Raw genomic sequence first — 26,263 nt, 5'->3', positions numbered from 1 at the left:
TAAGCCTCCGGGCCATACGCGGCGGCTTTTCGGGCGGCTGCGCGGGCAATTTTGGGCGCGGGCGGGCCCGGCCCCACCAGTATTCTGTTGGCGGCCGATAAATTTCCTGCGTTTGCCCTTAGTTGAATAACTGGTCTCGCAAGGCAGTGTAGCCGTCCCATCGATAGCCGGTATTGTGAAACTCCAACTGCAATGTGCCGTCAGTCAGGGCTGCGAGGTAGATGTTACCGGAATTAGCGGGCTGAATTGCTTTGAAGCTGGACGCTTGCAGCTCCTGCAGGTATCGGGCAATGAGCCTTTCATCGTCGACGTCAATTAAACGTTGGCCTTTTAGAATGTATTTTCTGCTTGGCCCTGGGCACCTGACGCTGTCGAATAGCCAAGTAGCTGTGAACGGGCTCTGTCGCCACTTGACAAAGCTTCGGCCCGCCTCCGGCCGCTTGTCGGAGCGCAGATAAATCAGTATTTGCTCGCGGTGTCCACCCCACTCGCCGCACTCGGAAAACCAGGCAGAAAGCACGAGTGTATCACCCCAGGACAAGTTTTGGAATACGTGTGCCTCACCCAAACGGGCCGCTGGGGCCAAGTCGGAGCTGCACCACTTAGCCACCAGCAGGAACAGCGCGCAGGTACCAGCAAGGGCACCAATAATTTTGATCATCTGGAAATATGGCCCCTACTTGATAATGCTTGGCACCGCTTGCCGCAATAGCTAAAGGTAGGGGAACGAGTCAGGCTGGTGGTTCGCCTCTCACAACTTTCTACCTTCGCCTTCCTTAGCTCAAGACCGATGCTGCGCGCAACTGTTTAGCCCGCGGCGGGGTTCTTAGGCTCTCCATCCGCTGACTTCCGCCCGTTGCTGACGACTGCTTATTCTTCCTGGTTTATCCTGCTGTGCCTTGCCGTCGGGGCGGGCTACGCGGCGCTGCTCTACTCCAAAAAAGCTCCCTGGAGCCGGCCCGTCAACCTGGGCCTCGCGCTGCTGCGTTTCGTGCTAGTGAGCCTGCTGTGCTGGCTGCTGCTGGGCCCCATCTTCCGCCGCCAGACCACCTCGCAGGAAGCCCCTACCGTGGTGCTGGCCCTCGACGACTCCCGCTCCGTGCCGCTGTACTCCGCCGATTCCAGCGCGCTGCGCCGCACCCTGACGGGCCTCGACGCCATGACCGCGCGCCTGCGCCAGGCCGGCTACGAGGTGCAGCTGCGCACCCTCGACACGGCCGCTCCCGCCCGGGCCGCGCAGCTGCGCTTCCGCCAGCAGGCCACCAACCTCGATGGGCTGCTCACCGGCCTGCAGCAGGGCTACCAGGGCCGTAACCTCGCCGCCGTGGTGCTGGCCTCCGACGGCCTGGCCAACCAGGGCCGCCCGCCCGCCTACGCCGACTTCACCTTCCCCATTTTCCCATTGGCCCTGGGCGACACCGTGCCGCGCCGCGACCTGCGCGTGGCCGACGTGCGCTACAACCGCGTGGCCTTCGCCGGCAACCGCTTCCCGCTGGAAGCCGAAATCGGCTACGACGGCTTTCCGCAGGGCGGCACGGCCACCGTGCTGCTGCGCGAAAACGGCCGCGTGCTGGCCCGCCAGCAAGTCACGCTCACCCCCACCCGCCGCCTGCAGCGCACGCAGTTCACGTTGACGGCCGCTGCCCCCGGCAAGCACCGCTACGAGGTGCTGGTGGAGCAGCAGCCCGGCGAATTCACCCCCCTTAACAACACCCGCAACGCCTACGTGGAAGTGGTGAAGGGCCGGTTGCGCGTGCTGCTGGCCGGCGCGGCCCCCCACCCCGACCTGAAAGCCCTGCGCACGGCCCTGCTCGGCAACGACAACTTCGACGTGGCGCTGGCGCTGCCGGGCATTGCGCCGCTGCGGAGCCAGCAGGACTACGACGTGGCCATTCTGCACCAGCTGCCCAGCCGCACCGGCGAGGGCCGCGACGTGGTGCAGTACGTGCGCAGCCGCCGCCTGCCGGCGCTGTACGTGCTCGGCGCGCAATCGGACCTGGCCGCGTACAACGCGCTGGGCGCTGGCCTGCGGGCTGCGGGCGCCGCCGGGGCGCCGGAAGTCTCGCCGGTGGTCAATCCCAACTTCGCGCGCTTTACCCTCGACGCCGAGGCTGCCGCCCGCGTGGCCGACTACCCGCCTGTGCCGCTGGCGGCGCAGGCCCAGGCCGGGGGCGGCGCCGAGGTAATTTTGCGCCAGCAGGTGGGCAGCGCCCGCACCACGCGGCCCCTGCTGCTGGTGGCCGGCCCGGCCGGGCAGCGCCAGGCCACCCTGCTCACCGACGGCAGCTGGCAGTGGCGCCTGCACGAGGCCGCCACCCACCCCGACGAGCGCGCCCCCGCCTACGACGGCCTCGTCACGCGCCTCTTGCAGCTGCTCACCCAGGATGCACGCCGCAAGCGCCTCGACGTGTACCCCACGCAGGACGCGTTCAATACCACCGACGACGTGACGCTGGGCGTGGAAACCTACAACGCCGTGTTTGAGCGCGTGTACGGGCAGCAGATCAGCCTGACGCTGACCGACGAGCAGAACCGCCCGCGCAGCTTTCCCTTTACCAACCGCGAAAACGGTGGCCCCCTGCACCTGGGCCCGCTGCCCGGCGGCCTGTACCGCTACACGGCCCGCGCCACCGTGGCCGGCCAGCCCCAGGAAGACCGCGGCGAGCTGCTGGTGCAGGAGCAGCAGCTGGAAGCCGCCGCCGCCCGCGCCGACCACAACACGCTCTACCAGCTGGCCCAGCGCAGCGGCGGGCGCCTCTACTACCCGCAGCAGCTGCAGCAACTGGAGCAGCAGCTCCTGCAGGCCAAGTTCAAGCCCGTTATCTACTCCCAGGAAGAGCTGAAGGACCTCATCGACGAGCCGTGGTTGTTCTTCCTACTGCTGGCCCTGGCCACGGCAGAGTGGGCCATTCGGCGGTACTCAGGGAGTATCTAGCGCGGTTAGCAGCCTTCTCTGGCTTAGTGGCCGTTGTTTCTCTTGTCATTCGAAGCAATGCGACCCGGAGGCAGGCACTAGGCTTCGCTTGCTTTCGGGTTGCGTTGTCCGGATGACGTTCTTCGATTTCCCGGCCTCTATCTTGCCGTTATGGACTACCCCACCGCCCTCGAAAAGCTCCTGCGCCACGCGGGGCTCAGCAAGCAGAAGCCCTCGGCCGAAGATTTTCAGTACGTGCTCTACGTCATCAGCGACAAGCAAGCGTTCCGCCCCGTGCAGCCGCTGGCCGCTGACGTGGTGCGCTGCCTGGAGGCCGTGAACCAGCACCTGAACGGCCCCCAGCCCGCCGAAACCGATGATTCGGCCAAAAGCCAGACCCTCGACCGCACGCTGGTGCACGCCGTAAACGGCTTGCTGACCACCGGCCGCCGCTACGCCGCCTGGATGGAAAAGGAGTCCGGTTTTGCCCCGGCCGACGTGGCCGAAATGCAGCGCGCCGTGCAGGCTATCGAATTAGGGTGGAACTTTGTGCTGGCCGGCGACTCCGACTCTATTCAGAAGGAAGTCGATACCTGGCTCGAATAACCCCTCCCCGCCTTTATGCGCTACATCCTCGTCAACAAGCCCTTCGAAGTCCTGCCCCAGTTTACCGACGAGGCCGGGCGCGCCACGCTCAAGGATTTCATTTCCATCCCGAACGTGTACCCCGTCGGCCGCCTCGACTACGATTCCGAGGGCCTGATGCTGCTCACCGACGACAAGCAGATGCAGTTTCGACTGGCCGAGCCGCGCTACAAGGTGCCCAAGACCTACTGGGTGCAGGTGGAAGGCGAGCCGACCGAGGAGGCGCTGGAGCAGCTGCGCCGCGGCGTACAGATCAAGGACGGTTTCACGGCCCCGGCCGAGGTGCGCCTGCTGCCCGAGCCGCCCGCCCAGTTGTGGGACCGAAGCAAGCCCGTGCGCTTCCGCGCGGCCATTCCCACCAGCTGGATCGAGCTGACCATTTCGGAGGGCATGAACCGGCAGGTGCGCAAGATGACGGCCGCCGTGGGCTTTCCCACGCTGCGGCTGGTGCGGGCCTCCCTGGCCACCATCACCCTGGCGGGCCTGGCCCCCGGCAAATGGCGCGAGCTGACCAGCGACGAAGTGCAGGAGCTGAAGGGCCTGACCGCCGCCAGCCTGCCGGGCGAGGAAGCCCCGGCCCGCCGCAAGCCTACGCAGAAGTACGACCCCAACTACGAGCAGAAGGTGGCCGCTGAAAAAGCCGCCCGCGCCCGCCGCGCCGCCGAAAAAGCGGCTTCCGGCCGGGGCCCGAAAGGCGGCGGCCGCTCCGGTGGTCGGGCGGCAGCTGGCACCGGCCGGAACAGCGGCCCGGCCGGTGCCGCTCCGCGCGGCGGCAAGTCCGTCGGGCCTGCTAGCGGCGCGCCCCGCGGCGGCAAAACCGGCGGCCCCGGCGCCGGTCGCCCCGCTTCGGGGCGCTCCGCCTCTTCTTCGGCCCGCCCACCCCGCCGCGGCAAATGAACCGCCGGCGCCTGACGCGCCGGTTGCTGCTGGCGGGCTTACTGCTTTTTCTGCTGATCAACGTGGTGGCGTTCAACCACGCCTGGCGCTTCACGCACTTTTCCGCGGAGCCGGGGCCGCATACGGCCTCGCCCGAGCAGCTCAGCCTGCCCGATAAACTCTGGCTGCTGGCCACCGGTGTCCAGAATCCCAAGCCGCGCAACGGTCGGGAGCCGGCGTTTTTCTTTCAGACCGTCAGCATCCCGAGCCCCAACGGCCAGCTGGAAAGCTGGTACAGCCCGGTGGCCGACGCCCGCGGCACGGTGGCGCTGTTTCACGGCTACACCAGCAGCAAGGCGCACCTGCTCACCGAGGCGGCCTACTTCCGCCAGTTGGGCTACTCGGTGCTGCTCACCGACTTTGCCGGCGCCGGCGGCTCCGAGGGCCAGCGCATTACCGCGGGCTACCGCGAGGCCGACGACGTGGCGGCCGTGGTGCACTGGCTGCGCGAACGGCAGCCTGAGGCCCGCGTGGTGCTCTACGGCGTGAGCATGGGCGCCGTGGCCATCCTGCGGGCCGAAAGCGAGCTTGGCACACGCGCCGACGCCAACATCTTGGAGTGCCCCTACGGCAGCATGCTGCAAACGGCCCAAAACCGCTTCGGCGCCATGGGCGTACCCGCTTTTCCGATGGCCCACCTGCTCGTGTTCTGGGGCGGCGTGCAGAACGGTTTCTGGGCTTACGACCTCTCCGCCGAAGCCTACGCCCGCCAGGTGCGCACGCCCACTCTGCTGCTGTGGGGCGAAGCCGACCCGCGCGTCACCCGCTCGGAAACCGACGCCATTTACGCGGCACTGGCCGGCCCCAAGCAGCGCCGCGACTTTCCGGGCAGCGGCCACGAGCCGTACTGGCGCAAGCACAAAGCGGCCTGGCAGGGCACCATCATGGAGTTTCTGGCTGGCCGTAATCTGACGTCCCCCGCTCTGTAGCCGAGTAGGCAGACGACTGCGCGGTTCGTGCGTACCTAAAAAGCCGCCCCAGCGGAAGGTTTGCGTCCCAGGCTTAGGCGGCGGGCGGCTGCGTGGCGCGGCCGATGCGGCCCAGGTGGGTATGCTGAAAGCTCGTCGGCAACTTCAGCCCGTAGCCCAGCAGGCGGTCGAAGGCAGCGTGGGCGAGCAGCACGGTGCCGGTCAGCAGCAGCACTGGCGCGCCGAGCAGCCAGCCGGCTACCCCGCAGACCACAGCCAGGGCCTTGTGGTGAAACAGGTTGTAGCTCAGTGCGCCCACGCGCGGCCCGGCCAGGTAGCCCAGGGCGCTCAGGTCGGGCAGCAGAAAAGTGGCCGGCAGCACCCACCAGGCAAAGGGCAGGTGGGCAAATACGGCCACGGCCAGCAGCAGTTCGGCCAGTTCTTCGAGTTTCAGCAGGGTTTTCATGGCGTTGTCGGGGTGTCGAGGTGTGGTAGAACGAACACCCCAAAGGTCCGACCACCCGTCTCCGGCCGACGATAACAAAAGCTAAGAAAACGCCTTACCCGCTCCGCGCCACCCGCGCCCGGATGCGGCTCAATGACACCGGCGTAATGCCCAGGTAATTGGCCACCAGGTGCTGCGGAATCCGTTCCAGAATCTTGGTTTTGCCCGAGGCCAGCAGGGCCCGGTACCGTTCTTCGGGCGAGAGCAGCAGTTGCTCGGTCAGGCGGGCGTCGGTGCCGAGCAGGTGGTACTCGGCCACCAGGCGGCCAAACCGCTCGTACACCGGAAACTGGTCGTAAAGGCCGCGCAGCACCGCGTAATCGAAGACCAGTAGCTCGGCGTCGGTCAGGGCCTGAATATTGAGCTGGCTGGGCCGGCCGGTCAGGCAGCTGGGATAGTCGCCGAGCAAGTGATTTTCAAAGAAGAAATACGTGGTGCGCTCCTCGCCGTTGGGCCGCGAGTAGTACAGCCGTAACGCCCCGCTGAGCACCAGGGCCAGCACCGGCCGCTGCTGCCCTGCCTGCACGAAGTGCGCCCCGCGGGGTAGCCGCTCGGTGCGCAGCGCCGCCTCCAGCGCCGTCCACTCCTGCTCGGTAAGATTCGGCACAAAGCGGAGCAAATAGGCGCGCAGTGGATTCATGCGGCAAACATAAGCGCCGCAGCGGCCTCGTGGCTGTTGAAACAGCTGGCAGTTCAGTAGTGTACTGGGCGTCAATGGCCGCAACCCGCCGGGCTGGGCCTGCCGCTGCCGCCTACGCAGCCCGGCCTGGCAGCACGGCTCCGCCCCCTGAGCCGGCAAATCAGGAACATCTGTCCGCCTGCCTCTGCCGTACAACCCGTTCCGCCGGCAAAACCGGCAGCGAATCTGCCGCGCGGTGACATTGTGGCAGCCAAACAGGCCGCATTTGGCCTTGGTACGCCGCTTGTTATCTGCCGGACAGCCGCCCCCGCCGGGGTGGCTTCTGAACTGAGACACCTTCACTCCTACTCATCTCCATAGCAATGGGAAAAATTATCGGTATTGACCTCGGCACGACCAACTCGTGCGTGGCCGTGATGGAAGGCAACGAGCCGGTTGTAATTCCGAACAGCGAAGGCCGCCGCACGACGCCGTCGATTGTGGCTTTCCTCGATAATGGCAAGGGCGAGCGTAAAGTCGGTGACCCGGCCAAGCGTCAGGCTATTACCAACCCCCACAATACCATCCAGTCGATCAAGCGCTTCATGGGCCGCCACTTCTCGGAAGTAACCGAGGAAGCCAAGCACGTGGCCTACAAGCTCGTGAGCGGCCCCAACAACACGGTAGCCGTGCAGATCGGCGACCGGCAGTACACCCCGCAGGAAATTTCGGCGATGGTGCTGCAGAAAATGAAGCAGACTGCGGAAGACTACCTCGGCACCACGGTGACCGAAGCAGTTATCACCGTGCCGGCTTACTTCAACGACGCCCAGCGCCAGGCCACCAAGGAAGCCGGGGCCATTGCGGGCCTCGACGTGAAGCGCATCATCAACGAGCCGACGGCCGCTGCCCTGGCCTACGGCCTCGACAAAGACCACTCGAACCACAAAGTGGCCGTGTACGACCTCGGCGGCGGTACGTTTGACATTTCCATCCTGGAGCTGGACAACGGCGTGTTCGAAGTGCTGTCGACCAACGGTGACACCCACCTCGGCGGCGACGACTTCGACCAGGTCATCATCAACTTCCTGGCCGAGACGTTCTCGAACGAGAACGAAGGCCTGGACCTGCGCAAGGACCCGATGGCCCTGCAGCGCCTGAAGGAAGCCGCCGAAAAGGCCAAGATTGAGCTGTCCTCGTCGAACGAGACGGAAATCAACCTGCCCTACATCACGGCTACCGCTTCGGGTCCCAAGCACTTGGTGGTGAAAATCAGCCGCGCCAAGTTTGAGCAGCTGGCCGATTCGCTGATCCGCCGCTCGATGGAGCCCTGCAAAAAGGCTCTGCAAGATGCCGGCCTCTCGGCTTCGGACATCAATGACGTCATCCTGGTGGGGGGCTCGACGCGCATCCCGCGCATCCAGGAAGAAGTAGAGAAGTTCTTCGGTAAGAAGCCTTCGAAGGGCGTGAACCCCGACGAAGTGGTAGCCGTGGGTGCGGCCATCCAAGGCGGCGTACTCACCGGTGAGGTGAAGGACGTGCTGCTGCTGGACGTGACCCCGCTGAGCCTGGGCATCGAGACCATGGGCGGCGTGATGACCAAGCTCATCGAGTCGAACACGACCATCCCGACCAAGAAGTCCGAAACTTTCTCGACGGCTTCCGACAACCAGCCCTCGGTGGAGATCCACGTGCTGCAGGGCGAGCGGCCGCTGGCTTCGCAGAACCGCACCATCGGCAAGTTCCACCTCGACAGCATTCCGCCCGCCCCGCGCGGCGTGCCGCAAATCGAAGTGACCTTCGACATCGACGCCAACGGCATTCTGCACGTGACGGCCAAGGACAAAGGCACCGGCAAGGAGCAGAAAATCCGCATCGAGGCTTCGTCCGGTCTGTCGGACGCCGACATCGAGCGCATGCGTCAGGAGGCCCAGGCCAACGCCGATGCCGACAAGGCGGAGCGCGAGCGGATCGAGAAGCTGAATCAGGCCGACTCGATGATCTTCCAGACCGAGAAGCAGTTGAAGGAGTACGGCGACAAGCTGAGCGCCGGCAACAAATCGGCCATCGAATCGGCTTTGGCTGACCTGCGCTCGGCCCACGAAAGCAAGGACGCTGCCCGCATTGATTCGGCCATGACGGCCATCAACGCCGCGTGGCAGGCCGCTTCGCAGGAAATGTACGCCCAGGGCGGCGGCCCCGAAGGCCAGCCCCAGGGCTACCCCGGCGGCGACGCCAGCGGCTTCCAGGGCGGGCAGCCCGGCGGCAACGGCCAAGGCCAGCCCCAGGGCGCCGGCCACGACAACGTGACCGACGTGGACTACGAAGAAGTAGACGGCAAGAAGTAATTCGGCTCGTTCAGCACAAAAAAGCCCCGCAGCAGCCGCTGCGGGGCTTTTTTATTGCCTACGGATTGTCGGCAGATGACGCAGGTGCCCGAACCGTTTTCGCGCTCCGGGCGCTTCATGTCCCCATAAGCGCAGAGACGCTGCTGGCGGGCCTTTCCTAGCTTCCGTCCTGGGTTTATCCACTGGGTTTCCGTCGCATAACCGCCTCATACGGCTCTCGGTACATAACGCGTCGCTGCTTATCTTGCCGGGAACATTACGCGTGCTTATGCCCTGCCATACCCCAGCTTATCTACTCGCGTCGGGCCTGTTGGCCGGCGCCGGCCTGCTCAACAGCTCCTCAGCTCTGGCCCAAGGCCCCATGGCTTCGGCCGACACGGTACGTTTCCCGCTGCGCTACTGCACGGCGCTGCCCCGCACCGGCTTCGAGCAGTGGGACGCCGATTTTGAACGCTACACGAAGTGGATGACGCCTGAGATTCGGAAGACGCAGGTAGGCCTGAGCTTCCAGCGGGAAGGCGTGGTGACGTGGGTGTGCCGGCCGTCGGCCAACCCCCACGCGCAGCTGGATACCGCCACCGCCATCCGCGACGCGGCCCGGCTGCAGGGCAACTGGCGGGCCGTGTCGAACCGCGTCGTGCTCCACGTCGACTCGGCTTCATTTGCCGACAAGCGCATCTACCGCACGGCGGCGCTGCTGCCCGGCGGCTCGCCGGCCACCTTGCAGGTGACCGACCGGAAGTTTGCCTTTACGCAGGTCGGAGCGGCCGACGGCAAGCCCAGCAAAACGCAAAATTCCAACTACGAGTTGGTCAATCAGCGGTACCTGCTGCTCTACCGCCTTTCGAAGGCCGCCGGCGCGATTCAGCAGGTAGGGCTTGACCCGGAAGGCCGCTTGGTGCTGCACAGCGCCAGCGTGGAGGAACGCAAAATTCCGGGCCGCTACCAAGTGTACCAGACGATTATCAACCAGGTCATCTTCGAGCGGCAATAACCAGCCTGCGGGAAGCAGCCGAATCTGGTAACTCCTCCAACGCCCCAGGGCCGGGCCGGAATAATTCCGACCCGGCCCTGGGGCGTTGGGGGCTGATGGTCTAGCGCCTACGCTTTCAGGTCGCTTACGTTCACGTCCTCCAGGTAGCGCGGCGTGGTGGGCACTTTGGCCTCCTTGCGGTTAACGGTTTGCTTGGCTCCGCTCTTGTCGCTGGGGTCGGCGGTGATGTGCTCGATCTGCTGCTGGCCCGTCAGGTAATCGGTGCGCTTAAACGTCGTGTCGAGCTTGAGACGGCTGCTCAGGATGGTGTTTTCGCCCACGAGCTGCACGCGGCCCGTCGTCGGCTCGTAGCGGTAGCGCTGCGTCAGGTCCAGCGTCTGCTGCACGCCCGAAACGTGCCGCACCGACAATACCCCCTTCACGATGCTCAGCTCGGGGGTGCCACCCGCGCCGCGGTCCGACTCGAAGCAGCCGGTGCAGTACAGGGCGGTGCCCGAAGCCGCTACGCGGCGAAACTGCCCGTCGGTTCCGGCCAGCAGCACCACCAAGGCCCGTTCGCGCCGGGCCTCGGGGGCCGTGGGGCTGGGACGCTCCACCAGCATCAGCACGGGGTCGGGGCGGTTGTCGCCGTTCAGGTCGCCGCTGACCTGCTTTTCCAGCAGCCAGCCCGTAGGGATAAAGGCCACCGGGCGCGCGGCCTTGGCCGGCAGCAGCTCCGCTTTGAACACCGGACCCGGCTCGGCCGGAGTGGCAAAAGCGGCAAAGCCGGCCAGCAAGGAGGTAAACAGAATATTCATATTCGGGCGTTAGGCAAGACGAATCTACTCGGCCCAAACCGCCTCCTTCGCTTCTTTGGTTCAATCGGTTGCATCCCTATTTGGGAGGCGTCGTTTTCTGTTCGGGAATGTTTCGGCGGGCCCGCTGCCGCCCTCGCGGCGCCCACCGCACCTCACCCAAAGATGCGGTAGCAGTTGCCGGGCGCCCTGCCTAAGTTGCAGCCGCGTTTCGGGCCGGCTGACGGTAGCGCGCCCGCGCCCAGCATCACTATGGAATTTCTGATCATCGGCGCGGGCATCGGGGGCCTGACCACGGCGCTGGCCCTGCACCGGCAAGGACACCAGGTAGAGGTAGTTGAAGCCGCAGCCGAACTGCGCGAAATCGGGGCAGGCGTGGTGCTTGGGGCCAATGCCATGCAGGCCCTGGACCGCCTCGGCGTGCACGACGCGGTACGGGCCGCCGGCCACCCCATCACGGCCATCAGCCTGCTGGATGAGCGCGGCCGCGTGCTGAACGACGTAGACACGCGCCCGTTCACCGAGCCGCTGGGCTTCGACAACCTTGCCATTCACCGCGCCGACCTGCAGCGCGTGCTCCTCGCCCACGTGCCCGCCGGCATGGTGCGGCGAGGCAAGGCTTTTACTCGTTTCGAGCAGGCCGGCAACCGGGTGACGGCGCACTTCGCCGATGGCAGCCAGGCCACCGCCGATGCGCTGCTGGCCGCCGACGGCATTCGTTCCCGCGTACGCCTGCAGCTGCTGCCCGCCTCGCAGCCGCGGTATGCGGGCTACACCTGCTGGCGCGGCGTCATCGACGCGGCTTCGCTGGGGCTGCCCGCCGGGCGCTCCACCGAAACCTGGGGTCCGGCCGGCCGCTTCGGCGTGGTGCCCCTAGCCAACGGGCAGGTGTACTGGTTTGCTTGCCTGAACAGCACCACAGCCCAAAACCCCGCGTACCGGGCCTTTCGCCTCACCGATCTGCGGCAGCGCTTTGCCGGCTACCACGCGCCCATTCCCCAATTGCTGGCCCTCACCACCGATGCGCAGCTGCTTTGGGGCGACATCATCGACCTGAAGCCCATCCACCGGTTTGCCCACGACCGGGTGCTCCTCATCGGCGACGCGGCCCACGCCACCACGCCCAACATGGGCCAGGGGGCCGGGCAGGCCGTGGAAGACGCCGCCGTGCTGGCGCGCTGCCTGCAGGAGCAGCCGGCGCCGGAGGATGCGTTTCGCTTGTTTGAGCAGCGCCGCCGCCCGCGCACCACGCGCATCGTGGAGCAGTCGTGGCAGCTGGGCAAAGCGGCCCAGCTGACGCACCCGTTCCTGGTGGGCCTGCGCAACGCCGTGATGCGGCGCGTGCCGGCGGCCGTGAATGCGCGCCAGATGCGCTTTTTGTACCAAGGCTAGCGGCCGCCGGCACGCACCGCCATCAGCGTTTCCCGAGCCGGGCCACCGGTCTGCGGGGTATTTACGCGCGAAAGCCCCGCCGAATGGCAGCGGCGGGGCCTTCCATTCGGGCTAGGCGCAGACTAGAGGTAAGCGGAAGCGTCGGGGTAAACCCGGGTGAGCTTGCGGGGCGGGGGCGGCGTGGCGTCGGAGCGCTCTTCCTCCACCTCTTCCTGAAAGCCGTCCTTGATCTTTTCGAGCGCCTCCACGTGGTCTTCGGTATCGGCCTTTTCCACGTTGGCCTCCTGCTCGTGCTTGTCGTGGGGCTCGTAGCTGAGGCGGATGAAGATGGGGAAGTGGTCGGAGCCCACGTAGGGCAGGCGCTGCATGTCGTCCACCTTGAAGTGCGGGGAGACGAACACGTGGTCGAGGGGCCAGCGCAGCAGGCGGTAATCGGCGTGGAAAGTGGGCAGCAGGCCCCGCCCCACGCGCGGGTCCATCAGCCCGCTGATGCGGCGAAACAGCTCGGAGGTGTGCGACCAGGCCACGTCATTCATGTCGCCGAACACGATGGTGGGTTCGTCTTTGCTATCGATTTCCTTGCCGACGATGAGCAGCTCGGCGTCGCGCTTGGTGCTGGTTTTGGCCTCCTGCGGAGCCGGCGGCTTGGGGTGCAGCCCGTACACGCGCAGGCGGGTGCCGTCGGGCATTTCCACCTGGGTGTGGATGGAGGGCACGTCGTCGTCGAGCAGGTACTTGATGCGGCAGCCGATCAGGGGCAGGCGCGAGAAAAACAGCAGGCCGTAGGTATTGTCCAGCGGCTCGTGGCAGGTGTAAGGGTGCGTCTGCTGCAGCGGGCGTAGCTGGTCGAGCCACCAGTCGTCGGTTTCGACGGTCATGATGATGTCGGCATCGGCTTCGCGGATGACTTCCAGCGCGCGGGCGCCCTCTCGGTTGTACTGCAGCACGTTCATCATCAGCAGGCTCACGTGGCCGCGGCTGCCGGCAGCGGCGCTGTCGCCCACCTGCTTGCGCACCAGGCGGGTATAGGGCAGGATGCGCACCAGCTGATACACAATGCCGCCTGCCAGCAGCAGCACCAGACCGCGCGCCCACCAGCCCTGCTGCCAGAAATCGAGCAGCAGCGCCGCGGGCAGCACCAGGGCCATGACGCCCACGATCTGCAGGCGGGGAAAGTCGAAGACCCGAATCCACCACGCGGTGGCCCGGATCAGGGGCAGCCAGGTGGCCAGCAGGGCTGCTCCGCCCAGCGCGGCTACCAGGCCGGCCAACAGCTGTGGAATCGAAAGAAAAAGCAGGGTTTGCACGAGCGGGGCGGAGGGAAAAGAGAGTCGTGAGGAGTTGTACTACGCCCCGCCGAGTTGGTTGCAGTGTTCGGCGGAATTAGCGCCCCGGCGTGCCCCCGATTGCATCCTACCCAGAATTCTCTGTCGCCTATATGTCGTCCAGCCCACCCTTGCGCAGCTCGTCCACGGTGCGCATCACCTTGTCGCGCAGGGCGGCGCGGTACTTCTCCAGCGCATCGGCGAGGCGGGCGTTGCTCAGGGCCAGCATCTGCACGGCCAGCACGGCCGCGTTGGCGGCGTTGTCGAGGGCCACGGTAGCCACGGGTACCCCGGTGGGCATCTGCAGCATGGAGAGGATGGAATCGAGGCCGCTGATGCTGGTGGCCACGTTGATGGGCACGCCGATGACGGGCAGCGTGGTGAAGGCCGCCACCATGCCGGGCAGGTGAGCCGCCCCGCCCCCGCCGGCAATAATCACGCGCAGACCCCGCTTGCGGGCCGATTCGGCGTATTCTACGAGGCGGTGTGGAGTGCGATGCGGCGACACGAGGGTCAGCTCGTAGGGCACCTGAAACTGGCGGAGCATCTCGGCGGCGACGTTCATCACGCGCAAATCAGATTGCCCGCCCATGAGAATGCCGACGATGGGCGTGGGGGCTTCGGCGGGGTGCGAATCGGCGGGGGTGGTGGTACTGGTCATCGGGGCAAGCAAGTAAACCGGGCCGGCGGAAAGGCCACTCCGGTGGGCGCCCAATGGCGCCTTCGTCAAACATAGCCAATTTGCGGGCTCGTCGTACGCCGCCGGCCGCCTACCTTTAAGCCGCCACTGCCCGCTCCTGCCCCACCGCATGGAAATACTGCTCGCCACCTTCACCACGCTTTTCTCCGTCGTCAACCCGTTTGGGGCCATGCCCGTGTTCCTGACGCTGACCGAAACCGAAACCGGCCACGAGCGCACCCGCACGGCCCTGCGCGCCTGCATCTACATGGTGGGCGTGTTATCGGTGTCGTTCTTCGCCGGGCAGTACGTGCTCAACTTCTTCGGCATCAACATTCACCACTTGCGCATTGCGGGCGGTATCCTGCTCATGCGCTCGGCCTTCGATTTGCTCACGCCCGGCGGCAACCGCGCCAAGGTGTCCGACGCGACCCTGGAGGAAAGCATGCACAAGGACGACATCAGCTTCACCCCGCTGGCCATGCCCATGCTCTCGGGGCCGGGCTCCATGGCCGTATGCATCGGCCTCTTCACCGAGCGGCTGACCTACCTCGACATGGGCCTGATCTTTTTCGGCTTCGTGCTCGTGGCCGTGGCCAGCTACATTATCCTGCTTTCCTCGCTGCGCCTCACCAAGTTTCTGGGCCGGCCGGGCATGGCCGCGCTGGCGCGCATCATGGGCTTTCTGACGCTGGCCATCGGCGTGAACTTCCTGGCCACGGCCATTAAGGCGCTGTTTCAGGAGTAGGGTGAAGTCACGGTTTCTGTTGCTTCTGAGCGGTGCTAGCGTCATGGCGGGCTGCGACTACTCCACAACGACCAATTCTCAGCCTCAACAGCCGCATCAGGTTACGTTTTACGTGTACAACGGCAGTCAAACCCAGCCAGCTACTGATTTACTGATTCGCTGGGACACCACAGTGGTAGCGCAGGACACGTTCCGTTACACCAACGTTAGCGACCAGTATGAGACGTATCAACTAAGCATTCAGCCCGGTGAGCACCACATTCGGGTTGTAAATAGCATGAACCAGTTGCAGCTGGATTCAACGATTATCGTGCGTAATCCGCTAATGCATGTGTTCGTGGGCTTCAATTATAAAAAGCTTGACGAGGCTGATATTGACCACATAAGGCAACTGGAACCGCCCGAGGGAATTGATGCCGTCGTACAGGAGCTGTCTGAACCCAAGCGGCTCATTCTTCACATCATGGAAGGCCCAATTAGTATTCCTTAAACACCATAGTTGCCCTGACAACTATCAGCCGCGCGTCACTGCCGCCCGCGGGTTATCTTTGCGGCCCGAAACTCCCTCCGCTGATGCTGAAGAACGACCTGATCCTGCGTGCCGCCCGCGGCGAACAAACCGAACGTACGCCCGTGTGGCTCATGCGCCAGGCCGGCCGCATCCTGCCCGAGTACCGTGCCCTGCGCGCCCGGCTCAGCGGCTTCAAGGAGCTGGTCGAGACGCCGGAGCTGGCCGCCGAAGTCACCATTCAGCCTATCGACGCGCTGGACGTGGATGCGGCCATCATCTTCTCCGACATCCTGGTGGTGCCCGAGGCCATGGGCCTGACCTACGAGATGGTGGAAGCCCGCGGCCCACTGTTTCCCGAAACCATCAAGTCGGCGGCCGACGTGGCGCGGCTGCGCGTGGCCGACCCGCACGAGCACCTGGGCTACGTGCTGGAAGCCCTGCGCGTGACCAAGCGCGCCCTGGGTGGCCGCGTGCCGCTGATCGGCTTTGCCGGCGCGCCGTGGACCATCCTGGCGTACATGGTAGAAGGCCACGGCTCCAAAACCTTCAGCAAGGCCCGTCGGATGCTGTTTCAGGAGCCGGAGCTGGCCCACCAGTTGCTGCGCAAAATCACCGACACGACCATTGCCTACCTGCGCGCCCAGGTGGAGGCCGGCGCCAACATGGTGCAGGTGTTCGACTCCTGGGCGGGCATCCTGAATCCCCAGCACTACCACGCGTTTTCGGCCGCCTACATCCGCGAAATCTGCGCGGCCATGCCCGCCGACGTGCCCGTGACGGTGTTTGCCAAGGGTGCCTTCTTTGCCCACGAAGACTTCGCCCAGATGCCCTGCCGCACCATTGGCCTCGACTGGAACGAGGACCCGCGCCAGGTGCGCCCCCTCGTCGGCGACAAAACCCTGCAGGGCAACCTGGACCCCTGCGCGCTGTACGGCTCGCCGGAGCAGGTGCGCGCCGCCACCATCGAGATGCTGGACCGCTTCGGCCCGCAGCGCCACATTGCCAACCTCGGCCACGGCGTGTACCCCGACACCAACCCCGACCGCGTGCGCGTGTTCATCGATACGGTGAAGGAGCACAGCCTGCGCATGCGCCAGGATCTGGCGTAAGTGCCGCCGCACAAGGAGTAAAGCCGTCCTCCTGACGCGGGAAGGGCCCTATCCTGCCTGAACGATTACCGTCACCACGACTCGTTCAGGCTTGGTAAGGCCCTTCCCGCGTCAGGAGGACAAACGTTTTCCGCTTACAGCACCGCGGCGGCCTCGGCTTCCTGCAGCAGGCGCGTCTTTTCGATGGGCACCACGCCCACCTGCTCGCACACCAGGCCACCGCCCAGGTTGGCCAGCGCGGCCATGCTGGCTGGCGCTACCGCCAGGGCCACGCACAGCGCGGCAATGCTGATAACCGTGTCGCCGGCGCCCGATACGTCGGAAATGGCGCGCACGTGGGCGGGCAGGTACACCGGGCCGGTGGCGGCCGCGTCGCAGAACACGCCGCGCTCGGAAAGGGTCACCAGCACCATGTCGGGGGCCAGATGCTCGCGCAGGGCGGCCACGGCGTGCTCCAAGCCGGCGTTGTCGCCGTCGGCGAAGTCCAGCTTTAGGCCCTCGCGCAGCTCCTTCAGGTTGGGCTTAAACAGCGTGCAGCCGCGGTACGCCAGGAAGTTGCGCTTCTTCGGGTCGACCACCGTGGGTACGCCTTTGGCACGGGCCAGGGCAATGAATTGGGCAATGCGCGCCGCGTTGAGCACGCCCTTGTCGTAGTCTTCGAAGATGACCACGTCGGCGCGGTCGAGCAGCTGCTCGTAGGCTTCAGTCAGGGCCGCGTCCTCGGCCGTGCTCAGGTCGGTTTCCACTTCCGCGTCGATGCGCAGCAGCTGCTGGCCGTGGGCCAGGATGCGCTGCTTCACGGTGGTGGGCCGCTCCTGGCTGCGCACCAGGCCGTCGGCGGGCAGGTGCCGCTCGTGGAGTAGCTGCACCAGTTGGTCGCCGCCGGGGTCGGCCCCGATGACGGCGCACAGCAGGGGCGTGGCGCCCAGGGCCTGCACGTTCAGGGCCACGTTGGCGGCCCCGCCGAGGCGCTGCTCGGTGCGCGTCACGTTCACTACCGGCACGGGGGCTTCGGGCGAAAGACGGGCCGCTTTGCCCCACACGTAGGCGTCGACCATCACGTCGCCCACGATGAGCACGGTCAGGTCATTGAAAGCGGTAAAGAGTTCGGGCAGCGTGGCGGGCGACGACAAAGCGGCAGCGGGCATCAGGGAAAGCAGGGCAAATGAAGCCGCAAAGATAACCCGCGCCGCGCGCCGCGCTACCGCTTGCAAATTGCTGCCGGAAAGAAACGTACCTTCACCGAGCACGAAACCCGGCGCTTCGGGGTTGGTGCTGGTAGTTGGGGTTCCGCACGGCTCCTCGCCCCTCATTGAACCCTAACCCCTCTATTTTATGGATGAAGACCTGAAAACCAGCCTGGCCAACAACGCCAAGGCCTGGCTGGCCTTATCACTCTCCATTTCCGACGCCGAAAAAGTCGCTTTCGACAAGGTGCACGATGACTTTCTGGCCACGTACGGCCACGAGTTCATGGTGCGCGTGTACCGGAGCATGGTGGAAAAAATCCTGCGTCACAGCACCAACGATGAGCGCGACAAGCTCATGACCGACTTCAAATCGGCCATGGACCAAGCCATCGACGAGCATCACGGGGCCCGGTAAACGAGCACCACTGGTTCTGCTCAACCCAAACAGCCGCGCCGGCTTCCCGAGGGAAGCCGGCGCGGCTGTTTGGGTTGAGTTGCTAAAGACGCTTACTGCAGCCGGGCCAGGCTGGCCTTCACGCGGCGGAACGCTTCGGCCAGCTTCTCGTCGGCGGTGGCGGTGCTGAAGCGCAGGCACTGCGGCGCACCGAAGGCGGCCCCGTCGACGGCCGCCACGTGGGCGTCGTTGAGCAGGTACATGGCCAGATCGTAAGCCGACGCAATGACGTCGCCGGCGGGCGTCGCCTTGCCGAAGTAGGCCGACACGTCGGGGAAGATGTAAAAGGCGCCCTCCGGCGTGGGCGTGATGAAGCCCGGAATGTCTTTCACCAGCTCCAGCACTAGGTCGCGGCGGCGGCGGTAGGCCGTCACCATCTCGTCGGCCGAGCTGCGGCCGCCCTGCAGAGCCGCCAGAGCCGCGCGCTGCGTGATGGAGCAGGTAGCCGAGGTCACCTGGCTTTGCATCTTCTCGCAGGCGGCGGCAATTTCCTTGCGGGCCGCCAGGTAGCCGATGCGCCAGCCCGTCATGGCGTAACCCTTGGAGAAGCCGTTGACGGTGATGACCTGGTCCTTCACGGCCGGAAACTGCGCCAGGCTCACGTGCTCCCCGACGAAGTTGATGTACTCGTAAATCTCGTCGGCCAGCACCAGCACCTGCGGGTGCCGCGCCACCACCTCGGCCATGGCGGCCAGTTCCTCGCGCGACCACACCGCGCCGGTGGGGTTGCAGGGCGAGGAATACATGACCAGCTTGGTGCGGGGCGAAATGGCCGCAGCCAGCTGCGCGGCCGTCACTTTGTAGTCGTTTTCGAGCGAGCCAACGAGGCGCACCGTCACGCCCTCGGCGAGCTTCACCATCTCCTCGTAGCTCACCCAGTAGGGCGAGAAGATGATAACTTCGTCGCCGGGGTTGACGAGGCTGAGCACGGCATTGGCCAGGGCCTGCTTGGCGCCGGTGCTCACCACGATGTTCTCGCACTGGTAGTCGAGCTGATTCTCGCGCTTGAGCTTATCGGCAATGGCCTGGCGCAGCGGCAGGATGCCGGGCACCGGCGTGTAGAAGGTAAAGCCTTCGTCGATGGCCTGTTTGGCGGCGTCCTTGATGTATTGCGGCGTCTGAAAGTCCGGCTCGCCGAAGCTCAGGCTAATCACGTCGACGCCCTGGGCGGCCAGCTCGCGGGCCTTCTTGGCCATGCCAATGGTCTGGGACTCTTCCAGGGCCTTGATGCGGTCGGACAGAAGCGAAGTAGCAGACATGGCAGCGGCAGTAGCGGTAGTCATAGGGGGAATGCGGGGAGGAAGTGTGGGGACGGGGAAAGGTAGCAAAGGTACAACCTCAACCGCGGCGCGGCTCACTTTGGCCGCACCGGGCTTAAGCACCAACCGGTTATCCGCCGGGGTGCCACTCCCCATCGGGCCGGAGGCGCCGACGCTTCAGCCGGGAAAACACCTCCACACCCTGCTCATTGGTGAACTCACTGGCGGAATGGACGTCGAGCGAATAGGTATCTAAAAACGATTCGAATTGCCAGCGCACCAACTGCCCGCTGTTGTTTAAATAGGGCTTGGCGTACCCCTCAAACCCGGTCATCAGCTTTTGCTTGGCTTCGACTTCGGAAGCAGCCTGCACCAGCAGCATTCGGTCTTCGTAGAGCTGCAGACCTTTCGTGGCGTTTTCTATCTGCACCGCAAACCGGGCCTCCACGCACCAAAATCGGGGGCCTGCCTCCTGCTTCACCCGCGCCATTCCCACGATGTCCTGAACCAGGATGGAGCCAATAAAGTCCTGCTCCAGCAGCCTGGGCAGCTCATCCAAGGGCAGCCTTAGCCGGACGCCCGTCGGGCGGCGGGGCGTTCCGGTCAGTTCCAGCTCTCCGGCCGGCAGCGCGGCCCGCAGCCGCTGGTAGTCGCGGCGGTAATGCGCATCAATGCGTCGGATCCGCTCCCGGGGCCCGTACGGCATCAGGGTATGGTAGTCGGGCCAGGTCAAGCTGATGTGCACTGCGGCCGGATTGTTCAGCCCGAGTAGCTGCTCGGCCCTCAGGCCCCATTCGTCCAAGTCCAGGAGTTGTCCCATCGGGCAAGTAGGTAAGATAATCGGCCAAGTATACTGCCCACCCGACCGGCCTCCTACTCCCGCCCCAGCCCGCGCAGGTTTTGCAGCACCAGCCGTACATCGTCGGCGGGCGTGTAGTCGCGGGCGTAGAGCAGCTCCAGGCGGCGGCGGGTGGCCTCGGTGAGCGGCAGGGCCTCGCGCTCGGCGTGGTCGGCGGGCGAGAGGACGGCCCGGGCCGAGCCCTGGCGGGGCGCGAGGTAGCGCAGGCCTACCCAGGTGCGGCGGCCGGCCAGCACGCGCAACACGTTGCGCAGGTAGCCGGCGGCGTGGCGCTGCAGCCCCACCAGCAGCGGGGCGCCCACCAGCAGGCCCAGGCTGAGCAGGATGTCGACGAGGCGCTTGGCGCGGCGCTGCTGGGGCTTGTAGAGGTTCAGCTCGATGTCGAGGGCGTAGTAGTCGCCGGGCGAGTCCTTGCTGGAGGAGCCGATGATGTACTCGCTGTCCTCGGGCAGAATCTTGAACGATACGTCGGGGTGCGTCTGCTGCAGCTGCACCATGCGGCCCATGATCTGCCCGGCCGAGAGGTCCTTGCCGCAGAAAATCAGCTCGTCGAGGGCGTAGATGCGCAGCACCTCGTCGAGCTGGCGCAGCGAGCCGAGCAGGTCGTCGGGCGCGTCGACGGAGGCGCCGTCTTCGGTGGGGCTGATGAACCCGATGATGCGCGCCTGCACGGCGGCGGCTTCGAGCAGGTGCCGCACCCGGGCGCTTTCGGCTTGGGAGCCCACGATGGCAATGTTTTTCTGCCGCCGCTCGGAAAGGCGCAGGTCGCGGTAGCGCAGGAAGTGCTGCACCAGCCGCCGGCCCACCATGGCTGCCACCGCCCACACGCCGCCGAGCACGATGAGGGCCTTGGAGAAGCGCCAGGCATCGAGGTAGTTGGAGGCCGCCGAGATGATAACCGTGCCGAAAAAGATGCCGCGCACGATGCGGGCGGTTTTGGCCGGCTCGTCGTAGGCCCCGCTCAGGTAGGCCGAGCTCAGCCAGAGCGTGATGTAGGCGGGCACGGCTACCAGCATATACTGCGGCGGGTAGGGCGTGGGCACGTACTTGTGGTTTCGCTCCCAGTACGTCTTCAGGAAGTACATCCCCACGAAGATGATCAGCGCGTCGAGCAGGATAGGCCAGGCCTGGTCCCAGAAGCGGCGCGCAATGGCCACGCCAGCGCGCAGCCAGATGGCCAGGTTGATGAGCAGCGAAAACGTGCCCGCCCGCTGCGGGGCGAAGTGCTTGCGGGCGAAGATGACCATGGCGCGGTAGAACACGAACACGTAGTTCACGCTCGTGCGCTTGGTGCTTTCGCCCTTGTAGTGGATGATCTGGGTGCCGGGGTAGTAGTAGTTCTGCCAGCCGCCCTGCGTGAGCCGGTACGAGAGGTCGATGTCCTCGCCGTACATGAAGTAGTCCTCGTCGAGCAGCCCGACCTGGTCCAGTGCCGTTTTGCGCATGAGCATAAAGGCCCCGCTCAGCACCTCGACGCGGTGCGTCTGGTCGCGGTCGAGGAAGCCGAGGTGGTAGCGCCCGAAACGGCGCGACTTCGGAAACAGCGCCGCCAGCCCGAACACCTTGTAGAAAGCCACCCAGGGCGTAGGCAGGCCGCGCTTGCTTTCGGGGAGAAACTTGCCCTGCCCGTCGAGCATTTTCACGCCCAGGCCGCCGCAGTCGGGGTGCGCGTCCATGAACTCGCAGCAGCGCAGGAAGGTGTCTTCCTCCACCACCGTGTCGGGGTTGAGCAGCAGCTGGTATTCGCCCTGGGCGATGCGCAAGGCCTGGTTGTTGGCCTTTGAGAAGCCCGGGTTGTCCTTGTTCTCGATCAGAATGACCTCGGGGAAGCGCTGGCGCACCATGGCCACGGAGCGGTCCACGGAGTTGTTATCGACCACGAACACCTCCACCGGCTGCGCGAGCTTCTCCACCGCCCGGCGTACCGACAGCAGCGTCTGCTCCAGAAAGTAGCAGACGTTGTAGTTGACGATGACGACGGAAAGCTTGGCGGGGGCGGGCACGGGCGGGTGAGGCGAGGGCAAGGCCGCGAAAGTTACGGAATTGGCCTTAGCCGTTTGCCTCACCGGCCGCCGATGGCCTCCCCCCCGCCCCTTATCCCGTGGAGAGGGGGGCCTGGCGTCAGCAACCTCAGCTGGCGGCGCGGGGCAGCCTCCGCTCGCGCTGCGCCGCCCCGCCGACGACGCCCGGTTCGCCAATACCCTCTCATAACTCCAGAACGGCGCGGGCGCCATGAGCGCGGGCTCATGGCGCCCGCAATCCTTGCTGAGGTTGCTGACGCCAGGCTCCCCCTTTCCATGGGAGAGAGGGCCGGGGGGTGAGGCCATTGGCGGCGGGGATGTCAGGCCATCGGCGGCCCGGCTAAGGCGGCCGGAAGCCCAAGGAAGCTACCCCAGCAGCTCGGCGCACTGCCGGGCTATTTCCAGTTCCTCGTTGGTGGGTATCACCAGCACTTTCACCGCCGCATCGGCCGCGCTGATTTCGCGCAGCCCGCGGGCACGTGCTTCGTTGCGGGCCGCATCCAGCCGAATGCCCAGGAACTCCAGTTTTTCGCAGGCCAGGCGGCGCACGGCGGCATCGTTCTCCCCTACCCCGGCCGTAAATACCACCGCATCCAGTCCGCCCAAAGCGGCGGCGTAAGCGCCGATGTATTTGCGGATGCGGTAGCCGTAGAGTTGCAGCGCCAGCGTGGCATCCGGGTCGCCGGCCGCCACGGCCTGGCCCACGTCGCGCATGTCGCTGTGGCCGGTGAGGCCCAGCATGCCGCTTTGCTTGTTCAGCAGCGTGTTTACCTGCTCAGCGGAGTAGCCCAGCTGGTTGATGAGGTGGAAGATGATGGACGGATCGATGTCGCCGGCGCGGGTGCCCATCACCAGGCCGCCCATGGGGCCCAGGCCCATGCTGGTATCCACGGAGCGGCCGGCCTGCACGGCCGTGATGCTGCTGCCGTTGCCCAGGTGCACCGTGATGAGGCGCGCGTCGGGCCGGCCGAGGTAGGCAGCGGCCTGCGCGGCCACGTACTTGTGGCTGGTGCCGTGGAAGCCGTAGGCCCGGATGCCGTGCTCGTGGTAGAGCTGGGCCGGCAGGGCGTAGCGGAAGGCGTGCTCGGGCAGGGTCTGGTGAAAGGCCGTATCGAACACCGCCACCTGGTGGGCCTGCGGAAACAGCTCTTCCGCCACTTCGATGCCGAGGTAATTGGCGGGGTTGTGCAGCGGCGCCAGGGCAAACAGGCTCTTGATTTTGGCCTTTACGGCCGGCGTGATACGCGTGGTGGCGGCAAACTCCTCCCCGCCGTGCACCACGCGGTGCCCCACCACGTGCATTTCGGCCGGGTCCTGCAGCACGCCGGTTTCGGCATTGGTGAGCAAACGCACCACCTCGCGCAGGCCGGCGGCGTGGTCGGACAGGTCCAGTACGTGCTGCTGCTTCTGCGGCTCGCCAGCGGCGCCGAACGCGGTGTGGGTGATGAGGGATTCGGGCAAACCGATGCGCTCAATCAGGCCGGAGCAGACGGGCTGCTCCTGGGGCCAGCGGAACAGCTGGTACTTGATGGACGAGGAGCCGGAATTGACAACAAAGATGTTCATGGGCGGTGGAATGCGCTGCCAGGTGCGGGGCTGAGGCGCGGCAGCGTCGGAAACGTGGCAAGCAAGGTACGCACGACGGCGCGCCAAGGTAAGCCGCCGGGTTGTGGTCCATTGGTCCGGCCAATGGCCCCAAGCCGGGTATTTACCCCGTGCCCAGTGCGGTGCGCTGCCTCGGGGCTTCTGCGGCGGCCCGGGCGGCACAGGTTTTCGGGGTGGGTGCTTAGCTTAGCGCACTCCCCCCCGCCTCCGCCTATGAACATCCTCGTCACCGGCGCCACCGGCCATGTTGGTCTGGCTACCCTGCGTGCGTTGTCGCGCCCCCGGCCGGGCATCAGCGTGGTGGCGGGCGTGCGCAACCCGGCCGCCGACAGCCCGGCCCTGGCCGGCCTCGCCGACCGGGTCGTGCCCTTCGACTTCGAACGCGAAGCGACGTTTGCGCCGGCCCTGCAGGGCACGGACGTGCTTTTTCTGCTACGGCCACCCGCCCTGGCCGACGTGGCCCGCTACTTTGCGCCGCTCATACAGGCTGCCAAGGCCGCGCAGGTGCGGCACATCGTGTTTCTCTCGGTACAAGGCGTGGAGCGCAACTCGCTGATTCCGCACCACAAAATTGAGCAGCTCATCAGCGCCAGCGGCCTGGCCTACACCTTCCTGCGCCCGGCCTATTTCATGCAGAATTTCACCTCTTCCCTGCGGGATGATCTGACAAGCAACCACTTGATTTTCTTGCCGGCGGGCCAGGCCAAATTCACGCTGGTAGACGTAGACGACGTGGGCCGGGTGGCCGCCCAGGTGCTTGCCGACAGCCCCCGCCACGCGCACAAAAGCTATGACCTGACCAGTCACGACCAGTTGACGTTTGGCGAAATGGCCGCCGAGCTGAGCCGGACGCTGGGCCGGCCCATCCGGTTTGAGTCGCCGAATCTGCTGCGCTTTTACCTCACCAAGCGCCGGCAGGGCCTGCCTTCCACGCTGATTCTGGTCATGATCCTGCTGCATTACCTGCCCCGGCTTCAGCCCACCCCGCCCACCTCCGACTGGGTGGAAACCATCACCGGACGAGTCCCCACCTCCTTTGCCGAATTTGTGGCCGAGCACCGCAGCCTGCTTCAGTAAGCTGGGGCAGGCGCGGGACGAGCCCCGTCCTCACTTCTCCTTACCACCCACCCCGCCGTTTCCCATGCCCGCTCCTCACCACGCAAATCAACCCCAAATGCCGACCGCCGACCTGGCCGCCCAAACGCTCTACCACGGCACCAAGGCCGATTTGCAGCCCGGCGACCTGATCGAGCCGGGTTTTCAGTCCAACTACGGCCAGCGGAAAAAGGCGTCTTACGTGTACCTGAGCGCCACCCTGAACGCAGCCACCTGGGGCGCCGAGCTGGCCGTGGGCGAAGGGCGTGGCCGCATCTACATCGTGGAGCCCACCGGCCCCATCGAAGACGACCCCAACCTGACGGACAAGAAGTTTCCCGGCAACCCCACCAAGTCGTACCGCTCCCTGCACCCGCTGCGGGTAATCGGCGAATTCATGGATTGGCAGGGCCATTCGCCCGACGAGCTACACGCCATGAGGCAGCACCTGGAACGACTTAAGCGGCAAGGCATTGAAGCCATCGATGGCTGAATTGCGGCCTCGGATATTGATACTATCGGCTGATCAACCGTACAAGAGCACTTTCCACCAGCATACTCCCGCTCTATATGGATCAGTCGACCAGCCCGGATATTGATTCACTTCTGCTGAAATCTAAGAGCAGTGGCCGCAACGAAGACCTGTCCGCGTTGTGGAAAGCCGCTCTCAGCTTGCCGCAGTGGCATTTTATCACCAAGCAAACCGAGAAACTCGAGGACAGAAGGCCGTTTGTCGGTGTGCTTGAGGGGCAGTCGTGGGCCTTTGTATTTACCGACCGGCAGAAAGCCCACGAATTTGCCAAGGCCATGAAAGACGGCAGCTTCGTGGACGAACAAGGAACCGCCCTGATCATATCTTCGGAAACGCCCAAAGCCATAGAATACATCATGGCTTTGGCAGCAAAAGGGGTGCACGGCGTAAGAATAAATGAATTAAACGGCTGGTTTCCCCCATTGCAAACCTGCCGGCTATTATTAAACACGTAAATCAATAAGCATGAATGTCAACCCATTACAAGACCATACTTACCTGAACCTACAGCCCGTTGTAGAAAACGGATTTATGCCCTTATTGCCATAAAAAATTACCCGCCCAATGAAGAGCATTCTACTCATGCTCCAGCTGCTGGCTCTGTGCTCCGTGGCCATCGGACAAACGAGTAAGAAGGCTTACTCCCTGACCGAAACCAGTAAACTCCAGCCACTTCACGTACAGATAGCCCCGGCTGTTTACGCTGGCAAAAAATCGGTAATGGTGGCGGATACGGCCCGGGGCCTGACCTCGGAGCTTAGAGCGTGTTGGGGATTAGGTAATACGATTTAGACAAAGAGCGATGTTGGCCCAGAGCACCC

Annotated in this window: 25 protein-coding genes; 14 read left to right on the top strand and 11 right to left on the bottom strand. The window is 65.2% G+C overall.

Features of this window, described 5'->3' with window-relative positions; translation table 11 throughout:
- Nucleotides 1-118 precede the first annotated feature (118 nt).
- Nucleotides 119-661 (bottom strand): hypothetical protein, encoded by a 543-nt coding sequence (locus tag ACYVKQ_RS09285; RefSeq protein ID WP_460577878.1) that lies wholly within the window; start codon nucleotides 659-661, stop codon nucleotides 119-121.
- A gap of 195 nt (nucleotides 662-856) precedes the next feature.
- Here ACYVKQ_RS09285 and ACYVKQ_RS09280 point away from each other — a divergent pair, with 195 nt between their 5' ends.
- From ACYVKQ_RS09280 to ACYVKQ_RS09265, 4 genes are all read left to right on the top strand, one after another.
- A complete protein-coding gene (locus ACYVKQ_RS09280) occupies nucleotides 857-2,935 on the top strand; it encodes a VWA domain-containing protein (protein ID WP_460577877.1) in 2,079 nt (692 codons plus the stop codon).
- Nucleotides 2,936-3,085: 150 nt separating this feature from the next.
- A complete protein-coding gene (locus tag ACYVKQ_RS09275) occupies nucleotides 3,086-3,520 on the top strand; it encodes a hypothetical protein (RefSeq protein ID WP_460577876.1) in 435 nt (144 codons plus the stop codon).
- A gap of 15 nt (nucleotides 3,521-3,535) precedes the next feature.
- Nucleotides 3,536-4,456, top strand: a complete 921-nt coding sequence (locus ACYVKQ_RS09270; protein ID WP_460577875.1) for a pseudouridine synthase family protein — start codon at nucleotides 3,536-3,538, stop codon at nucleotides 4,454-4,456.
- Complete coding sequence (locus ACYVKQ_RS09265) at nucleotides 4,453-5,424, top strand: alpha/beta hydrolase (protein ID WP_460577874.1); 972 nt, start codon at nucleotides 4,453-4,455, stop codon at nucleotides 5,422-5,424. Before ACYVKQ_RS09270 ends, ACYVKQ_RS09265 begins: the two co-directional genes overlap by 4 nt.
- 73 nt (nucleotides 5,425-5,497) lie before the next feature.
- Here ACYVKQ_RS09265 and ACYVKQ_RS09260 read toward each other — a convergent pair whose 3' ends face one another.
- Both ACYVKQ_RS09260 and ACYVKQ_RS09255 read right to left on the bottom strand, forming a co-directional pair.
- On the bottom strand, nucleotides 5,498-5,869 hold the full coding sequence (locus ACYVKQ_RS09260) for a DUF4260 domain-containing protein (RefSeq protein ID WP_460577873.1): 372 nt from the start codon (nucleotides 5,867-5,869) through the stop codon (nucleotides 5,498-5,500).
- Between the two features lie 94 nt (nucleotides 5,870-5,963).
- A complete protein-coding gene (locus ACYVKQ_RS09255; protein ID WP_460577872.1) occupies nucleotides 5,964-6,548 on the bottom strand; it encodes a Crp/Fnr family transcriptional regulator in 585 nt (194 codons plus the stop codon).
- Nucleotides 6,549-6,910: 362 nt separating this feature from the next.
- On the opposite strand from ACYVKQ_RS09255, the gene dnaK reads away from it, so the two are divergent.
- Nucleotides 6,911-8,875 (top strand): Hsp70 family protein, encoded by a 1,965-nt coding sequence (gene dnaK / locus ACYVKQ_RS09250; RefSeq protein WP_460577871.1) that lies wholly within the window; start codon nucleotides 6,911-6,913, stop codon nucleotides 8,873-8,875.
- A gap of 268 nt (nucleotides 8,876-9,143) precedes the next feature.
- The gene (locus ACYVKQ_RS09245; protein ID WP_460577870.1) at nucleotides 9,144-9,869 is read left to right on the top strand and encodes a hypothetical protein; all 726 of its coding nucleotides are present in this window, start codon (nucleotides 9,144-9,146) and stop codon (nucleotides 9,867-9,869) included.
- A gap of 107 nt (nucleotides 9,870-9,976) precedes the next feature.
- Here the strand turns inward: ACYVKQ_RS09245 and ACYVKQ_RS09240 are convergent, their stop codons facing one another.
- Nucleotides 9,977-10,666 carry a hypothetical protein gene (locus ACYVKQ_RS09240; protein WP_460577869.1) on the bottom strand — a complete coding sequence of 230 codons (690 nt, stop codon included), beginning with the start codon at nucleotides 10,664-10,666 and terminating at the stop codon, nucleotides 9,977-9,979.
- Between the two features lie 249 nt (nucleotides 10,667-10,915).
- On the opposite strand from ACYVKQ_RS09240, the gene ACYVKQ_RS09235 reads away from it, so the two are divergent.
- Nucleotides 10,916-12,055: a flavin-dependent monooxygenase gene (locus ACYVKQ_RS09235; RefSeq protein ID WP_460577868.1), complete on the top strand. Its 1,140-nt coding sequence runs from the start codon at nucleotides 10,916-10,918 to the stop codon at nucleotides 12,053-12,055.
- A gap of 122 nt (nucleotides 12,056-12,177) precedes the next feature.
- Here the strand turns inward: ACYVKQ_RS09235 and ACYVKQ_RS09230 are convergent, their stop codons facing one another.
- Together ACYVKQ_RS09230 and purE are read right to left on the bottom strand one after the other, a co-directional pair.
- Complete coding sequence (locus ACYVKQ_RS09230; protein WP_460577867.1) at nucleotides 12,178-13,362, bottom strand: endonuclease/exonuclease/phosphatase family protein; 1,185 nt, start codon at nucleotides 13,360-13,362, stop codon at nucleotides 12,178-12,180.
- Between the two features lie 127 nt (nucleotides 13,363-13,489).
- Complete coding sequence (gene purE, locus ACYVKQ_RS09225) at nucleotides 13,490-14,041, bottom strand: 5-(carboxyamino)imidazole ribonucleotide mutase (RefSeq protein ID WP_460577866.1); 552 nt, start codon at nucleotides 14,039-14,041, stop codon at nucleotides 13,490-13,492.
- A 148-nt stretch (nucleotides 14,042-14,189) separates the two neighbouring features.
- Between purE and ACYVKQ_RS09220 the strand changes: the two genes are divergently transcribed.
- From ACYVKQ_RS09220 to hemE, 3 genes are all read left to right on the top strand, one after another.
- Nucleotides 14,190-14,807 carry a MarC family protein gene (locus tag ACYVKQ_RS09220; RefSeq protein ID WP_460577865.1) on the top strand — a complete coding sequence of 206 codons (618 nt, stop codon included), beginning with the start codon at nucleotides 14,190-14,192 and terminating at the stop codon, nucleotides 14,805-14,807.
- A gap of 1 nt (nucleotide 14,808) precedes the next feature.
- A complete protein-coding gene (locus tag ACYVKQ_RS09215; RefSeq protein WP_460577864.1) occupies nucleotides 14,809-15,297 on the top strand; it encodes a hypothetical protein in 489 nt (162 codons plus the stop codon).
- Between the two features lie 80 nt (nucleotides 15,298-15,377).
- Nucleotides 15,378-16,427 (top strand): uroporphyrinogen decarboxylase, encoded by a 1,050-nt coding sequence (hemE, locus tag ACYVKQ_RS09210; RefSeq protein WP_460675460.1) that lies wholly within the window; start codon nucleotides 15,378-15,380, stop codon nucleotides 16,425-16,427.
- Between the two features lie 134 nt (nucleotides 16,428-16,561).
- On the opposite strand, the gene ACYVKQ_RS09205 is transcribed toward hemE, so the two are convergent.
- Nucleotides 16,562-17,575, bottom strand: a complete 1,014-nt coding sequence (locus tag ACYVKQ_RS09205) for a bifunctional heptose 7-phosphate kinase/heptose 1-phosphate adenyltransferase (protein ID WP_460577863.1) — start codon at nucleotides 17,573-17,575, stop codon at nucleotides 16,562-16,564.
- Nucleotides 17,576-17,762: 187 nt separating this feature from the next.
- On the opposite strand from ACYVKQ_RS09205, the gene ACYVKQ_RS09200 reads away from it, so the two are divergent.
- The gene (locus tag ACYVKQ_RS09200) at nucleotides 17,763-18,032 is read left to right on the top strand and encodes a hypothetical protein (protein WP_460577862.1); all 270 of its coding nucleotides are present in this window, start codon (nucleotides 17,763-17,765) and stop codon (nucleotides 18,030-18,032) included.
- Nucleotides 18,033-18,124: 92 nt separating this feature from the next.
- Here the strand turns inward: ACYVKQ_RS09200 and ACYVKQ_RS09195 are convergent, their stop codons facing one another.
- The 4 genes from ACYVKQ_RS09195 to ACYVKQ_RS09180 form a co-directional block, all read right to left on the bottom strand.
- Nucleotides 18,125-19,354 carry a pyridoxal phosphate-dependent aminotransferase gene (locus ACYVKQ_RS09195; RefSeq protein ID WP_460577861.1) on the bottom strand — a complete coding sequence of 410 codons (1,230 nt, stop codon included), beginning with the start codon at nucleotides 19,352-19,354 and terminating at the stop codon, nucleotides 18,125-18,127.
- A gap of 106 nt (nucleotides 19,355-19,460) precedes the next feature.
- A complete protein-coding gene (locus ACYVKQ_RS09190) occupies nucleotides 19,461-20,150 on the bottom strand; it encodes a DUF4288 domain-containing protein (RefSeq protein ID WP_460577860.1) in 690 nt (229 codons plus the stop codon).
- Nucleotides 20,151-20,203: 53 nt separating this feature from the next.
- On the bottom strand, nucleotides 20,204-22,213 hold the full coding sequence (locus tag ACYVKQ_RS09185) for a glycosyltransferase (protein WP_460577859.1): 2,010 nt from the start codon (nucleotides 22,211-22,213) through the stop codon (nucleotides 20,204-20,206).
- Nucleotides 22,214-22,576: 363 nt separating this feature from the next.
- The gene (locus tag ACYVKQ_RS09180) at nucleotides 22,577-23,776 is read right to left on the bottom strand and encodes an acetate/propionate family kinase (RefSeq protein WP_460577858.1); all 1,200 of its coding nucleotides are present in this window, start codon (nucleotides 23,774-23,776) and stop codon (nucleotides 22,577-22,579) included.
- Nucleotides 23,777-24,028: 252 nt separating this feature from the next.
- Between ACYVKQ_RS09180 and ACYVKQ_RS09175 the strand changes: the two genes are divergently transcribed.
- The 3 genes from ACYVKQ_RS09175 (at nucleotide 24,029) to ACYVKQ_RS09165 (ending at nucleotide 25,897) form a co-directional block, all read left to right on the top strand.
- A complete protein-coding gene (locus tag ACYVKQ_RS09175; RefSeq protein ID WP_460577857.1) occupies nucleotides 24,029-24,892 on the top strand; it encodes a Rossmann-fold NAD(P)-binding domain-containing protein in 864 nt (287 codons plus the stop codon).
- A gap of 97 nt (nucleotides 24,893-24,989) precedes the next feature.
- The gene (gene arr / locus ACYVKQ_RS09170; RefSeq protein WP_460675459.1) at nucleotides 24,990-25,403 is read left to right on the top strand and encodes an NAD(+)--rifampin ADP-ribosyltransferase; all 414 of its coding nucleotides are present in this window, start codon (nucleotides 24,990-24,992) and stop codon (nucleotides 25,401-25,403) included.
- Between the two features lie 77 nt (nucleotides 25,404-25,480).
- Nucleotides 25,481-25,897, top strand: coding sequence for a hypothetical protein (locus ACYVKQ_RS09165; protein WP_460577856.1), 417 nt, complete (start codon nucleotides 25,481-25,483; stop codon nucleotides 25,895-25,897).
- Nucleotides 25,898-26,263 lie beyond the last annotated feature (366 nt).

It is taken from the genome of Hymenobacter coalescens, from assembly GCF_054783195.1.
Note: the sequence above shows the minus strand (reverse complement) of the source record. Positions and strands in the feature narration are given on the sequence as shown.

Coding starts and splice junctions, on each gene's coding strand:
- ACYVKQ_RS09285 (WP_460577878.1), bottom strand. CDS start 661: ATGATCAAAATTATTGGTGCCCTTGCTGGTACCTGCGCGCTGTTCCTG.
- ACYVKQ_RS09275 (WP_460577876.1), top strand. CDS start 3,086: ATGGACTACCCCACCGCCCTCGAAAAGCTCCTGCGCCACGCGGGGCTC.
- ACYVKQ_RS09270 (WP_460577875.1), top strand. CDS start 3,536: ATGCGCTACATCCTCGTCAACAAGCCCTTCGAAGTCCTGCCCCAGTTT.
- ACYVKQ_RS09265 (WP_460577874.1), top strand. CDS start 4,453: ATGAACCGCCGGCGCCTGACGCGCCGGTTGCTGCTGGCGGGCTTACTG.
- ACYVKQ_RS09260 (WP_460577873.1), bottom strand. CDS start 5,869: ATGAAAACCCTGCTGAAACTCGAAGAACTGGCCGAACTGCTGCTGGCC.
- ACYVKQ_RS09255 (WP_460577872.1), bottom strand. CDS start 6,548: ATGAATCCACTGCGCGCCTATTTGCTCCGCTTTGTGCCGAATCTTACC.
- dnaK (WP_460577871.1), top strand. CDS start 6,911: ATGGGAAAAATTATCGGTATTGACCTCGGCACGACCAACTCGTGCGTG.
- ACYVKQ_RS09245 (WP_460577870.1), top strand. CDS start 9,144: ATGCCCTGCCATACCCCAGCTTATCTACTCGCGTCGGGCCTGTTGGCC.
- ACYVKQ_RS09240 (WP_460577869.1), bottom strand. CDS start 10,666: ATGAATATTCTGTTTACCTCCTTGCTGGCCGGCTTTGCCGCTTTTGCC.
- ACYVKQ_RS09235 (WP_460577868.1), top strand. CDS start 10,916: ATGGAATTTCTGATCATCGGCGCGGGCATCGGGGGCCTGACCACGGCG.
- purE (WP_460577866.1), bottom strand. CDS start 14,041: ATGACCAGTACCACCACCCCCGCCGATTCGCACCCCGCCGAAGCCCCC.
- ACYVKQ_RS09220 (WP_460577865.1), top strand. CDS start 14,190: ATGGAAATACTGCTCGCCACCTTCACCACGCTTTTCTCCGTCGTCAAC.
- ACYVKQ_RS09205 (WP_460577863.1), bottom strand. CDS start 17,575: ATGCCCGCTGCCGCTTTGTCGTCGCCCGCCACGCTGCCCGAACTCTTT.
- ACYVKQ_RS09200 (WP_460577862.1), top strand. CDS start 17,763: ATGGATGAAGACCTGAAAACCAGCCTGGCCAACAACGCCAAGGCCTGG.
- ACYVKQ_RS09195 (WP_460577861.1), bottom strand. CDS start 19,354: ATGACTACCGCTACTGCCGCTGCCATGTCTGCTACTTCGCTTCTGTCC.
- ACYVKQ_RS09190 (WP_460577860.1), bottom strand. CDS start 20,150: ATGGGACAACTCCTGGACTTGGACGAATGGGGCCTGAGGGCCGAGCAG.
- ACYVKQ_RS09180 (WP_460577858.1), bottom strand. CDS start 23,776: ATGAACATCTTTGTTGTCAATTCCGGCTCCTCGTCCATCAAGTACCAG.
- ACYVKQ_RS09175 (WP_460577857.1), top strand. CDS start 24,029: ATGAACATCCTCGTCACCGGCGCCACCGGCCATGTTGGTCTGGCTACC.
- arr (WP_460675459.1), top strand. CDS start 24,990: ATGCCGACCGCCGACCTGGCCGCCCAAACGCTCTACCACGGCACCAAG.
- ACYVKQ_RS09165 (WP_460577856.1), top strand. CDS start 25,481: ATGGATCAGTCGACCAGCCCGGATATTGATTCACTTCTGCTGAAATCT.